This window comes from Morganella sp. HSTU-ASny43, assembly GCF_022819185.1.
Taxonomy (GTDB): domain Bacteria; phylum Pseudomonadota; class Gammaproteobacteria; order Enterobacterales; family Enterobacteriaceae; genus Morganella; species Morganella morganii.
Genome location: NZ_WSPG01000011.1, coordinates 59,876 through 74,289 on the forward strand (window position 1 = coordinate 59,876; position 14,414 = coordinate 74,289).

A 14,414-nucleotide genomic window follows, 5' to 3' on the forward strand; every position below is an offset into this window, starting at 1 on the left:
TTAAGGTAGGTCTGCCTTGTACCTGTTTGAAAGCCTGAACCATATTGTTAAGGATTATCTGCCGAAAGAGCAGATTGATCTGTTAAAACAAGCCTATATCGTTGCGCGGGATGCTCACGAAGGGCAGACCCGCTCCAGTGGCGAACCGTATATTACCCATCCGGTCGCTGTTGCCTGTATCCTGGCCGAGATGCGTCTCGACCTCGAAACACTGATGGCAGCACTGCTGCACGACGTTATTGAAGATACGCCTGCCACCTTTCAGGATATTGAACAACTGTTCGGCACCACGGTTGCCGGGCTGGTGGAAGGGGTATCGAAGTTAGACAAACTGAACTTCCGCGATAAAAAAGAAGCTCAGGCTGAAAACTTCCGCAAAATGGTCATGGCGATGGTGAAAGACATCCGTGTCATTCTCATCAAGCTGGCAGACCGCACGCATAACATGCGCACGCTCGGGTCTCTGCGTCCCGATAAGCGTCGTCGTATTGCGCGCGAAACCCTTGAAATCTACAGTCCTCTGGCTCACCGTCTCGGTATTCACCATATCAAAACGGAGCTTGAGGAGCTGGGATTCGAAGCCCTTTACCCGAACCGCTACCGCGTCATCAAAGAAGTGGTGAAAGCCGCGCGCGGCAACCGTAAAGAGATGATCCAGAAGATTTTATCCGAAATCGAAGGGCGTCTGACGGAAGCCGGGATCAGCTGCAAAGTCAGCGGACGGGAAAAACATCTCTACTCCATCTACCGGAAAATGCACCTGAAAGAGCAGCGTTTTCACTCGATCATGGACATTTATGCATTCCGCGTGATTGTAAGCACTGTCGACACCTGTTACCGCGTATTAGGTCAGGTTCACGGCCTGTACAAACCGCGTCCCGGCCGCGTCAAAGATTATATCGCCATCCCGAAAGCCAACGGCTATCAGTCATTACACACCTCCCTTATCGGCCCTCACGGGGTGCCGGTGGAAGTGCAGATCCGGACCGAAGATATGGATCAGATGGCGGAAATGGGGGTGGCTGCACACTGGGCTTATAAAGAGCACGGTGAATCCGGCACCACCGCACAGGTGCGTGCCCACCGCTGGATGCAGAGCCTGATAGAACTTCAGCAAAGCACCGGCAACACCTTTGAATTTATTGAGAGCGTGAAATCCGATCTCTTCCCGGATGAGATTTATGTCTTCACGCCGGAAGGCCGGATTGTGGAACTGCCGACCGGCGCCACTCCGGTGGATTTCGCCTATGCCGTGCATACGGACATCGGCCACTCCTGTGTCGGCGCGCGCGTTGACCGCCAGCCGTATCCGCTCTCCCAGCAACTGACCAGCGGACAAACCGTTGAAATTATTACCGCACCGGGCGCACGGCCGAATGCCGCGTGGCTGAACTTTGTTGTCAGCTCAAAAGCCCGGGCGAAAATCCGTCAGTTACTGAAAAACCTCAAAAGGGATGATTCTGTCAACCTGGGCCGCCGTCTGCTCAACCATGCACTCGGTAACGGCCGTAAGATCACAGATATCCCTCAGGAAAATATCAGCCGTGAGCTGGTGCGGATGAAACTGGCGACTCTGGATGACCTGCTGGCGGAAATCGGCCTGGGGAATGCCATGAGTGTGGTGGTTGCCCGTAACCTGCTGAACGAGCCGGAAAGTAATACCGAAGAGAGCACCACCCGCAAGCTGCCGATCAAAGGCGCGGACGGAGTGCTTATCACCTTCGCCAAATGCTGCCGTCCGGTACCGGGTGACCCGATTATCGCCCATATCAGTCCGGGTAAAGGGCTGGTTATCCACCATGAATCCTGCCGTAATATCCGCGGATATGAAAAAGAACCGGAAAAATTCATGGCTGTTGAGTGGGATAATGATATCGACACCGATTTTATTGCTGAAATCAAAGTGGATATGTTTAACCACCAGGGCGCACTGGCTAACCTGACTGCCGCAATTAATGATGCCAACTCCAGTATTCAGAGCATGAATACCGAGGAGAAAGATGGCCGCGTTTACTGCGCCTTTATCCGCCTGACCGCAAAAGACCGTATCCAGCTTGCGAATATTATGCGTAAGATCCGCATTATGCCGGATGTCCTGCGCGTCAGCCGTAACCGGAATTAATCACACGGTATGAATTCCCAACGTTATGAGCGCATCTGCCGGATGATGGCGATGCGCCAGCCTGACCTCACCCTGTGTCTCGAGGAAGTGCATAAGCCGCACAATGTCTCGGCGGTGATCCGCAGCGCGGATGCTGTCGGTATCCATGATCTGCATGCGGTCTGGCCGGAAAAAATCAAAACCCTGGTCTCTTCCGCCGCCGGCAGCAACAGCTGGGTAAATGTGCATAACCACGACACACTCGCTGGTGCCGTGACCCTCCTGAAATCACAGGGTATGCAGATTCTTGCCACTCATCTGTCTGACAGCGCGGTGGATTTCCGGGCGATCGATTTTACCCGCCCGACCTGCATTATCATGGGCTCGGAGAAAACCGGCATATCTCAGGAAGCCATCCGGCTGGCAGATCAGCATATTATGATCCCGATGTCCGGCATGGTACAGTCACTGAATGTGTCTGTTGCCGCCGCCGTGATCCTCTATGAGGCACAACGCCAGCGTGAAGCTGCCGGTCTCTATGAGCATCCCCGTTGTGCCCTGGCACAGGATGAACAGCAGCGCCTGCTGTTTGAACGCGGTTATCCGGTGCTGGCCCAGGTCGCCCGCGAGAAAAAACTGCCCCGTCCGCAGATTGATGAACAGGGTCATATTATTGCGCCGGACAGCTGGTGGGCTGCCATGCAACAGAAGAAACCATCCGCCTGATACGAAACGGAGCAGAAAATGAAAGGTCAACTGCTTGATGCTATCCCACTCACGACTTTACACGGCGTCGGGGCCGGGCAGGCGGGCAAACTGGCCGGTATCGGTCTGCACACCCTTCAGGATCTGCTTTTCCATCTGCCGCTGCGTTATGAAGACCAGACCCGGCTTTATACCATTACCGATCTGTTACCCGGGATTTATGCCACCGTCAGCGGCGAAGTGCTGCGCACCGATGTGGTCTTTGGCCGCAAGCGGATGATGACCTGCCAGATAAGCGACGGTACCGGCATCTTAACCCTGCGTTTCTTTAACTTTTCAGCGGCGATGAAAAATGCGCTGGTGGCCGGAAAACAGGTCACCGCTTACGGTGAAATCCGGCGCGGCAAAAATGGCCCGGAGATTTTCCACCCCGAATACAAAGTCCGCCAGAGTGATACTTCCGTTGAATTACAGGAAACACTCACCCCTATCTACCCGACCACCGAAGGTGTCCGCCAGGCCACACTCCGCAAACTGCTCGATCAGGCGCTGGAGTTGCTCGATACCTGCGCCATTAATGAATTACTGCCGCCGGAACTGACCCGCTCTATGATGAGCCTGCCGCAGGCGCTGAAAACGCTGCACCGGCCACCGGCGGATACACAGCTTGCCGAACTGGAAAGCGGGCAGCATCCGGCACTGAAACGGATTGTGCTGGAAGAACTGCTGGCGCATCACCTCAGCATGCTGGCGGTCAGAGCAGGGGCACAGCGTTATCACGCACTGCCGCTGTCACCGCAGGAAACACTGAAAAATCAGTTTCTGGCACAACTTCCCTTCTCACCAACCAATGCCCAGCAGCGCGTGGTGGCGGAAATAGAGCAGGATCTGGAAAAACCGGTACCGATGATGCGCCTGATTCAGGGGGATGTCGGCTCAGGGAAAACGCTGGTCGCCGCGCTGGCGGCACTTCGCGCTATCGCACACGGCAGACAGGTGGCTCTGATGGCACCGACAGAATTGCTGGCTGAACAACACGCCAATACTTTCCGTCAGTGGCTGGAGCCGCTGGGTATCAGTGTCGGCTGGGTTGCCGGGAAACAGAAAGGCAAGGCACGACAGGCACAGGAAGACGCCATTGCTGCCGGTGATGTGGCCATGGTTATCGGCACACACGCCATTTTTCAGGAACATATCCGTTTTCATTCCCTGGCGCTGGTGATTATCGATGAACAACACCGCTTTGGTGTCCACCAGCGGCTGGCATTGTGGGAAAAAGGCGAACAGCAGGGATTCCATCCACATCAGCTGATCATGACCGCCACGCCGATCCCGCGTACTCTGGCCATGACTGCCTATGCAGATCTCGATACCTCGGTTATCGACGAACTGCCGCCCGGCAGAACCCCGGTGACCACGGTGGCGATTCCGGACAACCGCCGCCATGAGATTATTGAGCGGGTGCGCAATGCCTGTCAGGATGAAAAACGTCAGGCTTACTGGGTCTGTACCCTGATCGATGAATCGGATTTGCTGGAAGCCCAGGCGGCTCAGGTCACGTTTGATGAGCTGTCCGCCACGCTACCGGATCTGCGGGTCGGGATGGTTCACGGCCGCATGAAACCGGCAGAAAAACAGGCGGTAATGGCACAGTTTAAGGCCGGTGAGCTGGATCTGCTGGTTGCCACCACGGTGATTGAAGTCGGGGTGGATGTACCGAACGCCAGCCTGATGATTATCGAAAACCCGGAACGGCTCGGGCTGGCACAGCTGCATCAGCTGCGCGGCCGGGTCGGGCGCGGCTCTGCGGTCTCCCACTGTGTGCTGCTGTATAAAACCCCGCTCACCCAGACAGCAAAACTGCGTCTTCAGGTACTGCGGGACAGCAACGACGGCTTTGTTATCGCGCAGAAAGACCTGGAAATCCGCGGGCCGGGGGAACTGCTCGGCACACGCCAGACTGGCAATGCGGAATTTAAAGTGGCGGATTTACTGCGCGACCAGGGCATGCTGCCGGAAGTACAGCGCGTTGCACGGCATCTGCACCAAAACTATCCGGAACAGGCAAAAGCCCTGATAGAACGCTGGCTGCCGGAACGCACACAATACACCAACGTATAACGAAAAAAGCCACCCGGAGGGGTGGCTTGCCTGCTTTAAGAACTGTTCTGTTACCCGCCCGCAGCCGGGAAGATAGGTAACGCCAGGAAGAACGGAATAACCAGTGCGTTAATCAGATCCAGGAAGAACGCCCCCACCATCGGTACCACCAGGAAGGCCACATGGGAAGGACCGAAGCGATCAGTTACCGCCTGCATGTTGGCAATCGCGGTTGGTGTCGCGCCCATCCCGAAGCCACAGTGACCGGCAGCCAGTACCGCCGCATCATAGTTTTTCCCCATCACACGGTAAGTGACGAAGACGGCATACAGCGCCATCACCACGGTCTGTACCGCCAGAATCACCAGCATCGGTACCGCCAGAGAGGCGATTTCCCACAGTTTCAGGCTCATCAGTGCCATCGCCAGGAACAGTGACAGACTGACGTTACCCAGCACCGACACCGCCCGTTCAAACACACGGTAGAAGCCCATCAGTGACAGACTGTTGCTCAGGATAACCCCGATAAACAGCACACACACGAACGCCGGGATCTGGAACTTCCACTGCATCGACGTGAAGAAATCCGTCAGAACACCATACAGATACGTCCCTGCCAGCAAACAGATAGCAATCAGTGCAATTGTTTCAAGCAGAACCATTGAAGTGATCATGCGTCCGGCCTGCGGTTTTTCAAACGCGGTCGGTGCTTCATCATCCTGTAATTTCACATCGCTCATGGCTGTCTTTTTGATCAGGAAACGGGCCACCGGACCACCAATCAGGCCGCCGAGCACCAGACCAAATGTGGCACAGGCAATCGCAATTTCTGTTGCAGAGGTGAAACCATAGCTGTCGCTGAAAATTTTACCCCATGCCGCCCCGGTACCGTGACCACCGGAAAGTGTGATAGAACCGGCCAGCAGACCAATCAGCGGGTCAAGCCCCATCATTTTCGCCAGGGAAATACCGACACTGTTCTGCACAATCAGTAAGCCCACAACGGCAATCACAAAGATAAATAATGTTTTACCGCCCGCCTTCAGGCTGGCTAAGTTGGCGTTTAAGCCGATGGTGGCGAAGAACGCCAGCATCAGCGGGTCTTTCAGTGAATCATCAAATTTCACTTCCAGATCCATACCGGATTTGAGCCCCAATAATACAATCGCGACCAGAAGACCACCGGCCACAGGCTCAGGAATAGTATACTTTTCGAGGAATGGTACAGTTTTTACGAGTTTACGTCCCAGTAATAGGACGAGTGTGGCCGCAACCAGCGTGCCGTAAACGTCGAGTTGATACATTCACGTACCCCTTTTATTGTTGGTATTTGTTACATCAGTATCGCGTTAATAACGTCCTTATTACGCAAGAAAAAAAGCAGGTATCGGGATTAAAGAAAAAAAAGCGGATAAAGACAAGTTAAAATAAATAAAACTGTGATTATATTCCGCTATAAAAAATAACATCTCATCCGCGCAAACGATTGCTTTTGTGCCGCAGATCATTAAAATACGGAAATTGCTTATCCCGGACCTGTTGACATGAACTCTGCAATTTCTGACAAAACCAGTGTAACTCCCGCGACTAACACAAATAGTGAACTCATCTACCGTCTGGAAGATCGTCCGCCGCTGCCGCAGACCCTCTTTGCCGCCTGCCAGCATCTGCTGGCGATGTTTGTGGCGGTGATTACGCCGGGGTTGCTTATCGCTCAGGCGCTTGGCCTTTCCGCCCATGATACCCAGCGGATTATCAGTATGTCGCTGTTCGCTTCCGGGCTGGCCTCACTGCTGCAAATCCGTACCTGGGGGCCGGTCGGCTCAGGGCTGCTCTCTATCCAGGGCACCAGCTTTAACTTTGTTGCCCCGCTGATTATGGGGGGTATGGCACTGAAAAATAATGGTGTGGATACGGAAGGAATGATGGCGGCGCTGTTCGGCACACTGATGCTGGCGGCGATGACAGAAGTGATCCTCTCCCGTTTCCTGCATCTGGCTCGCCGTATTATCACACCGCTGGTCTCCGGTGTGGTGGTGATGATTATCGGCCTGTCATTAATTCAGGTCGGGCTGACCTCCATCGGCGGCGGTTATGGCGCAATGGCGGATAACACCTTCGGCTCTGCCGATAACCTGATCCTCGCCGGTATTGTGCTGGCGGTGATTGTGCTGCTGAACCGCCAGAAAAACCCGTATCTGCGCGTCGCTTCACTGGTACTGGCGATGACCGCGGGCTATCTGGCCGCCTGGTGGATGGGCATGCTGCCGGATAACCATGCAGAAATTCCAAAAGAAATGATTGTGATCCCGGCACCGCTCTATTACGGCTTATCCATTGACTGGAACCTGCTGCTGCCGCTGATCCTGATCTTTATGGTGACCTCGCTGGAAACCATCGGTGATATTACCGCGACGTCCGATGTCTCCGAACAACCGGTGTCCGGCCCGCTCTATATGAAGCGCCTGAAAGGCGGCGTGCTGGCAAACGGTCTCAATTCCGCCCTGTCTGCGGTCTTTAACACCTTCCCGAACTCCTGTTTCGGGCAGAATAATGGTGTGATCCAACTGACCGGCGTTGCCAGCCGTTATGTCGGTTATGTGGTGGCACTGATGCTGATCGTGCTGGGGCTGTTCCCGGCCGTAGCCGGTTTTGTGCAGCACATTCCGGAGCCGGTACTCGGCGGTGCAACCATTGTGATGTTCGGGACGATTGCGGCATCCGGGGTGCGGATTGTTTCCCGCGAAACCCTGAACCGCCGGGCAATTATGATTATTGCGCTGTCGCTGGCTGTCGGCATGGGGGTTTCCCAGCAGCCGCTGATCCTGCAGTTCGCACCGGACTGGCTGAAAACCCTGCTTTCTTCAGGAATTGCGGCGGGCGGTCTGACCGCGATAGCCCTGAACCTGATTTTTCCGCCGGAGAAATAATCATCTGTTTAACCGCGTGACCGGAAACGGTCACGCGGGCTGCTCTGTGCGGAAAAACCGCGATAATCCTTGTCACCATAAAGAGCCTCACGCTAGTATGCCCTCAGGATTATCTATCGGGGAGCGCATTATGAAATGGTTGGGACGGGCTGTTTTCTGGCTGATAACACTGGTCATTATTCTTATCGTTGCCACGGCCCTTGTGGTGCAGACATCATGGGGTACAAAACAGGTTTCAGCCCTTATCAGTGACAACACACGCTACAAAGTCTCGCTTTCCGCGATAAGTCACTCGCTCTCATCTCCCTCACTTATTTCACTCAGTGATGTCAGCATCAGCACGGTTTCCGGTGATTTTGCCCTGGAAGCGGCCAATGTTGAGCTGACCCTGGACTGGCGCAGTTTTTCTGAACCCGGCTGGTTTGCCCGTATCATTGTGCAGAAAGGGGATATCGAAATTTCTGATGCTGCTGACAGCAGCACCCTGCCGGTCAGTGCCGGGTTATTACAGCTCAATCAGACCGCACTCCGCCGCACCGACGGCAACCGGGTAATTGACGCGGAAGGTGTTACCGGCGGGATCACACCGTGGCAGCCGCAGGGCAGTGACCTGACCGGAAACGGCAAATACCAGTTTTCCGCCAACAGCCTGAATTACTACGGGCTGCCGCTGAAAAATATCCTGACACAGGGCGAGGTCAGCGGAAAACAATTCACGTTTGATAACCTGACCGCCACACTGGAAAACGGCCTGATCACCGCCACCGGACGCCGCAGCGCCGAAGGTCAGTGGCAGCTGGATAACCTGTTGCTTAATGATATCCGCTGGCAGACACCGCAAACACTGACACAGCTGGCAGACAGCACAGAAAACCTGCCGGATATTCAGGCCAGGAATATCACCGCCACCAATATCAAGCTCGAAGGTCATCAGTGGGCGGTAAACTATCTGGAAGGCACGGTCAAAAATCTGGCCTTTAAACAAGGGCGCTGGCAGACGGACAACGGACAGGCAGATATCGCCGCAGCAGATCTGACACTCAGCGGGCAGCATTTTTCTGACATTATCAGCACCCTGGAACTGCGCGGCGATCAGATTGCGGTCAACCGTCTGACCGGCCGCTATGACAAGAGTATTCTGCGCTTTACCGGGGAGTGGAACCGCGCCACCCGGACACTGGATATCACCAGCGGTGTCGCCGACAACCTGCTGTACAGCCTCCCGGAACAGTGGTTCGCCGCATTACAGGAAGCCGCCCCGCAGGGAATTGATGCTATCCGCCTGCAGGATATTAAAGTCTCCAATGCCCTGCTGATTGATACACAGCCGGTTTTCCCGTTCCAGCTCACCAATGTGAACGGCTACATCAAAACCATGCAGATCCTGAAATCCGGTCAGTGGGGATTATGGGACGGCGAGCTTTCTGTCAGTGCCGGCAATGCCACCTTTAACCGGGTCGAACTGCACCGCCCGTATCTGACTCTGACTGCCGGAACTGACAGCGCGGCAACCACACAATTTGCCGCCTCTGCCGAGGAAGGGTTGCTGAAAATGCAGTTTCAGGCCACGCCATCCGGTACTGTGCCTTTCAGTTTCACATTACAGGCAACCGGTGCGGACAGTCAGATCCTGTCACAATGGGGCTGGCAACCTGCTCCGCTGACCGGCAGCGCCAATTACACCCTGCGTCTGAACGGGCAGTTGCGGGCAGAGGATATCCGCAGCACACTGAGCGGCATGCTCTCCGGACAGGATAAACAGGGAAATCAGATAAACCGGGCTATCACGCAGGGACAGATGAGCAACACCCCGGGATCCGCAGAGCCGGTACCTTCTGCCCCGCCTGCACAGCGGGTGATCCCGGATAACAGCGAAACCGGAGAAATTCTGTAACCTTTGCTGATACAAAAACAGCGCCGTAAGGCGCTGTAGCGTCATCCATGACGCGCATGCTTTTCGTCCGCCTGCCCGTTATCACCGCCGTATCTGACCAATTGTCCTCTCTGTCAGCCACAGCGAAAGAAATGTGTTTTACCTCTCACTCCGCGCTGTGTTTCTGGCCGGGCAGCACCATATAGGTACCGGTAAAGACCGCGCCGACTTCATCCCCCTGCCCGACAGTCACTTCCAGCTTAATCCGCGCTTTACTGCCGCGTGCCAGACGATCCAGGTCGCCGCTGAGTTTATCGCGGGAAGCAATGGCTTCTGGTCTGCCTGCCACGGCCTTGCGGTAACGGATATTGGCATCCACCAGCACAATATCGCCGTCCAGGGAGTTTTCCTGTAACAGCAGCCAGATAAGTCCCCAGCCGGTCAGTGTCGCCATCGAGAACTGGCTGCCGGCAAAAATGGTCTGATGCAGGTTCTGGTTCGGGCCTTCCGGCATGGTGGTCATAAATTCCTGACCGGTGTACTGCGTAATGCGGATCCCCATTTTTTCGCTCAGGGGAATGGTTTCATACCATGCTTTCTGTAATTCAGCACACCAGTCAGGACGATGCAGGATCGCATCGAGGGTTTCAACGGATTTAATCATAAAAAAATGACGAACAGGCGTCGTTTGCGGGCCTGTAATCGGTCCTCTGTTTTCAAAACCTGATTTTTCAAAAAATGCGACCGCTTCCTCACGGGCACTGCAGACAATCCGCTTAACACCTTCCTGACGCGCCACGGACTCCAGTGCGCGTGCAATCAGTGTGCCCAGCCCGCGTCCCTGCATCTGCGGATCAACTGCCAGAAAGCGGATCGCGCCTTCATTTTCTGCATTGATATACAAACGGCCGACAGCCACAGGCTGCCCGGTTTCGTCCACCACCATCTGATGATGTGCATAGGTATCATAACCGTCCTTTTCCGATCCCTGCGGCTGATTCAGCGGCTTGCGCAGCATCGCCCAGCGGAAATGAAAATAGCTTTCCAGCTCCTGATCGGTTTTTGGTACACGTAAATGATACATCGCACTTTCTCCTGTCAGTGGTAACCGGTGACCGGCCTGAGACTGTTGTATCATACCTGCAGCCAGAAAGTGACCGGACCATCGTTTGTCAGACTGACCTGCATATCAGCCGCAAACCGGCCTGTTTCCGTCACCATTCCGGCTGCACGGCACTGCGCTACAAAGTGCTCATATAAGGCATTGGCTTTTTCCGGTGCCGCGCCGTTTGAAAATCCCGGGCGCATTCCTTTTTGTGTTTCCGCTGCTAAGGTGAACTGTGACACCACCAGCAGCTGACCGCCGGACTGCGCCACATTCAGGTTCATTTTTCCGTCCGCATCACTGAAAATGCGGTAACCCATCACTTTCTCACTCAGGCGTTTTGATTTTTGTTCGTCGTCATCCCGCTCAACACCCAGAAGAACCAGCAATCCGGGACCGATTTCACCGGCAATTTCCCCGGCGATCCGGACATCCGCGCGGGTCACACGCTGTATTAATGCAATCATGTCATATCCGTTTAAAAAACAATCACACCTGAATTACTCAGTCACTTCTGCTGAAAAATCATACTCTGCAAAATAACGGGAGACTGTGTCACGATCGGTGACCAACACGCCTTTGATACCGAGTGCCACTGCCGTATCCACGTTTTCGCGGACATCATCAAAGAACACGGCATCCTGCGGCTCAAACTCTTCGGTTTCAAGCACATACTGATAGATATCCGGGTCCGGCTTGCGCAGTCCCAGATCCTGGGAGAGATACAGGAAATCCGCAGAAGCGGCGATTTCCGGATAGTGCTGCGGCCAGTAATCCTGATGCAGACGGTTAGTGTTAGAGAGCACCACCACGCGGTGTCCCTGCTCACGCAGCCTGTTCATGATATCAATCACATCAGGGCGGACAGAGATAAAGATAGCCTGCCAGCCTTCGGCAAACTCATCAAAACTCAGCGACATATCCAGCTGGTCATTAATAGCTTCAGCAAATTCAACATCGGAAATTTTGCCGCATTCATGCTGTTTAAAGGTTTCACCGTGAATAAAATCACTACTCAGTTCGGACAGCGGCTTGCCGCTCAGATTACTCCAGACTGATAAAACACGTTTAAAATCAATATCAATAATGACATTACCCATGTCAAAAATATAAAGCATACCATCCCTCCGGGTTGATGAATTATTTTTACTCTACCCGCAGAGTCCCTTCCTGAACAGAGTGAAAACCATTTTCGGTGAGAAAAAATATCCGGGAGTGCGATCCCGCCCGTATTTCAGTGCGGTTATCAGCCTGTGACCGGTATGTAATCAGCACGCAGAAAAAGCTCAGGGCGCCCGGAGGCGCCCTGAGTGGCATGAATCAAAACAACCGGCAGAGATTAATCTTTGCTGCGGTGTGCGCGTTTGCGGTCGTTTTCAGTCAGGTGGCGTTTACGCAGACGGATAGACTTCGGCGTTACTTCCACTAATTCGTCGTCATCGATAAATTCTAACGCCTGTTCCAGGGTTTTCTCGATAAACGGAGTCAGTGTGGTCGCTTCATCAGTACCGGATGCACGCATGTTGGTCAGTTTCTTACCGGTCAGGCAGTTAACTGTCAGGTCGTTTGAACGTGAGTGAATACCGATCAGCTGGCCTTCATACACTTCAGTACCGTGACCGACAAACAGCTTACCGCGATCCTGCAGGCTGTACAGTGCGTATGCAACTGCTTTACCCTGACCGTTGGAAATCATCACACCGTTCTGACGGCGGCCGATTTCACCCTGTTTAACATCATCATAGTGACTGAATGTGGCATACAGTAAACCGGTACCGGAAGTCATGGTCATGAATTCAGTACGGAAACCAATCAGACCACGGCTCGGGATGCTGTAATCCAGACGTACGCGGCCTTTGCCATCCGGCATCATGTCACGCAGTTCGCCTTTACGCTCACCCAGTGCCATCATCACGTCACCCTGGTGCTGTTCTTCAATATCCAGAGTCACCTGCTCGAACGGCTCCTGTTTACGGCCGTCGATATCGCGGAAGATAACGCGCGGACGGGATACCGCCAGCTCAAAACCTTCACGGCGCATGTTTTCGATCAGAACAGATAAGTGCAGCTCACCACGGCCTGATACACGGAATGCATCCGGGTCTTCAGTTTCTTCAACGCGCAGTGCCACGTTGTGAACCAGCTCTTTCTTCAGACGGTCAAGGATCTGACGGGAAGTCACATATTTCCCTTCTTTACCGCAGAATGGTGAGGTGTTAACGCAGAAATACATGCTGACGGTCGGTTCATCAACGGCCAGTGGTTTTAATGCTTCAACACAGTTGGTGTCACAGATAGTATCTGAGATATTCAGTTCACCCAGACCGGTCAGCGCGATGATATCACCGGCTTCAGCAACTTCCGTTTCGATACGGTCCAGACCTAAATGTCCGAGAACCTTACCGATTTTACCGTTACGGGTTTTACCTTCCGCATCGATAACAGTAACCTGCTGGTTTGGTTTGACTTTACCGCGCTTGATGCGGCCAATCCCGATAACACCTAAATAGTTGTTGTAATCGAGCTGGGAGATCTGCATCTGGAACGGGCCGTCGAGGTCAACCTGAGGCGGCTCAACATACTTAACAATAGCTTCGTACAGCGGAGTCATATCATCCGCCATATCGTTATAATCGGTGCCCGCAATACCATTCAGCGCAGATGCATAAATGATAGGGAAGTCGAGCTGCTCGTCAGTTGCGCCGAGGTTGTCAAACAGGTCAAACACCTGGTCGATAACCCAGTCAGGACGTGCGCCCGGACGGTCAATTTTGTTGATAACGACGATTGGTTTCAGACCGTTTGCAAACGCTTTCTGCGTTACAAAGCGGGTCTGCGGCATAGGACCGTCCATCGCATCTACCAGCAGCAGTACGCTGTCAACCATGGACATCACACGTTCTACTTCACCACCGAAATCGGCGTGCCCCGGGGTGTCAACGATGTTGATGTGATAGTCGTTCCACGTAATCGCGGTATTTTTTGCAAGAATAGTAATGCCGCGCTCTCTTTCCAGATCGCCGGAGTCCATTACACGCTCTTCCGGTTTTGAACGCTCATCAAACGTACCGGACTGCTGTAATAATTTATCGACCAGCGTGGTCTTGCCATGGTCAACGTGAGCGATGATGGCAATATTTCTTAATTTCTCGATAGACAAAGACTTGTACCGTTTTCGTTAATGGATGGGAATTACGTCACAGATAGCATTCTTTTCAACAACGCCCATCTATGGTGTAGATGTTTGGTGGTATTTTACACGTTCTCTGAGGCAAGTGAAAGAAGTGTGATACATCTCACTTAAAAAATAAATGATTATAAAACATGGAGATAAAATTCATCCTGCCATTTTTTTACAAAATCAGCGGCGCATACCACGCTCAGCGACGAATTCAGAGGGGCATATCATAAACCTATTCAGGATAAAAGAGATACTTTTTTTGCGTTTGTGGCCGGGAAACGGTGCACTGATTTCATTGCACCATAACAGTGCATCGCGGATCTGCAAGCTGAATCAAAAATGCACCAATATGGTGCAATTCACCCTGTTTCCGCTATCCTTATCTGAGTAACCCGCAGCAGTAACGCGGCTTACCCCCT

At 53.4% G+C, this 14,414-nt stretch carries 10 protein-coding genes; 5 read left to right on the forward strand and 5 right to left on the reverse strand.

The features are described 5' to 3' along the window. Window positions 1-16 precede the first annotated feature (16 nt). From spoT to recG, 3 genes are read left to right on the forward strand one after another with little or no spacing between them, the layout of a single operon-like run. Window positions 17-2,122 carry a bifunctional GTP diphosphokinase/guanosine-3',5'-bis pyrophosphate 3'-pyrophosphohydrolase gene (gene spoT / locus GN208_RS08005; protein ID WP_004236566.1) on the forward strand — a complete coding sequence of 702 codons (2,106 nt, stop codon included), beginning with the start codon at window positions 17-19 and terminating at the stop codon, window positions 2,120-2,122. Between the two features lie 9 nt (window positions 2,123-2,131). Next, window positions 2,132-2,827, forward strand: a complete 696-nt coding sequence (gene trmH, locus GN208_RS08010; protein WP_004236567.1) for a tRNA (guanosine(18)-2'-O)-methyltransferase TrmH — start codon at window positions 2,132-2,134, stop codon at window positions 2,825-2,827. A gap of 18 nt (window positions 2,828-2,845) precedes the next feature. After that, on the forward strand, window positions 2,846-4,927 hold the full coding sequence (gene recG, locus GN208_RS08015) for an ATP-dependent DNA helicase RecG (RefSeq protein WP_004236568.1): 2,082 nt from the start codon (window positions 2,846-2,848) through the stop codon (window positions 4,925-4,927). A 50-nt stretch (window positions 4,928-4,977) separates the two neighbouring features. On the opposite strand, the gene gltS is transcribed toward recG, so the two are convergent. Continuing rightward, a complete protein-coding gene (gltS, locus tag GN208_RS08020; RefSeq protein WP_004236569.1) occupies window positions 4,978-6,210 on the reverse strand; it encodes a sodium/glutamate symporter in 1,233 nt (410 codons plus the stop codon). Between the two features lie 240 nt (window positions 6,211-6,450). Here gltS and GN208_RS08025 point away from each other — a divergent pair, with 240 nt between their 5' ends. Together GN208_RS08025 and GN208_RS08030 are read left to right on the forward strand one after the other, a co-directional pair. Continuing rightward, on the forward strand, window positions 6,451-7,836 hold the full coding sequence (locus tag GN208_RS08025; RefSeq protein ID WP_004236571.1) for a uracil-xanthine permease family protein: 1,386 nt from the start codon (window positions 6,451-6,453) through the stop codon (window positions 7,834-7,836). A gap of 130 nt (window positions 7,837-7,966) precedes the next feature. Beyond that, window positions 7,967-9,730 (forward strand): hypothetical protein, encoded by a 1,764-nt coding sequence (locus GN208_RS08030; protein ID WP_015422400.1) that lies wholly within the window; start codon window positions 7,967-7,969, stop codon window positions 9,728-9,730. Window positions 9,731-9,875: 145 nt separating this feature from the next. On the opposite strand, the gene fabY is transcribed toward GN208_RS08030, so the two are convergent. From fabY to typA, 4 genes are all read right to left on the reverse strand, one after another. Then, window positions 9,876-10,793, reverse strand: coding sequence for a fatty acid biosynthesis protein FabY (gene fabY / locus GN208_RS08035; protein WP_015422399.1), 918 nt, complete (start codon window positions 10,791-10,793; stop codon window positions 9,876-9,878). A 50-nt stretch (window positions 10,794-10,843) separates the two neighbouring features. Beyond that, on the reverse strand, window positions 10,844-11,281 hold the full coding sequence (gene dtd / locus GN208_RS08040) for a D-aminoacyl-tRNA deacylase (protein WP_004236576.1): 438 nt from the start codon (window positions 11,279-11,281) through the stop codon (window positions 10,844-10,846). Between the two features lie 33 nt (window positions 11,282-11,314). Further along, window positions 11,315-11,932 (reverse strand): glucose-1-phosphatase, encoded by a 618-nt coding sequence (gene yihX / locus GN208_RS08045; protein WP_004236577.1) that lies wholly within the window; start codon window positions 11,930-11,932, stop codon window positions 11,315-11,317. Between the two features lie 221 nt (window positions 11,933-12,153). After that, window positions 12,154-13,974, reverse strand: a complete 1,821-nt coding sequence (gene typA / locus GN208_RS08050) for a ribosome-dependent GTPase TypA (RefSeq protein WP_004236578.1) — start codon at window positions 13,972-13,974, stop codon at window positions 12,154-12,156. Window positions 13,975-14,414: the final 440 nt, after the last annotated feature.

Coding starts and splice junctions, on each gene's coding strand:
- trmH (WP_004236567.1), top strand. CDS start 2,132: ATGAATTCCCAACGTTATGAGCGCATCTGCCGGATGATGGCGATGCGC.
- recG (WP_004236568.1), top strand. CDS start 2,846: ATGAAAGGTCAACTGCTTGATGCTATCCCACTCACGACTTTACACGGC.
- gltS (WP_004236569.1), bottom strand. CDS start 6,210: ATGTATCAACTCGACGTTTACGGCACGCTGGTTGCGGCCACACTCGTC.
- GN208_RS08025 (WP_004236571.1), top strand. CDS start 6,451: ATGAACTCTGCAATTTCTGACAAAACCAGTGTAACTCCCGCGACTAAC.
- GN208_RS08030 (WP_015422400.1), top strand. CDS start 7,967: ATGAAATGGTTGGGACGGGCTGTTTTCTGGCTGATAACACTGGTCATT.
- fabY (WP_015422399.1), bottom strand. CDS start 10,793: ATGTATCATTTACGTGTACCAAAAACCGATCAGGAGCTGGAAAGCTAT.
- dtd (WP_004236576.1), bottom strand. CDS start 11,281: ATGATTGCATTAATACAGCGTGTGACCCGCGCGGATGTCCGGATCGCC.
- yihX (WP_004236577.1), bottom strand. CDS start 11,932: ATGCTTTATATTTTTGACATGGGTAATGTCATTATTGATATTGATTTT.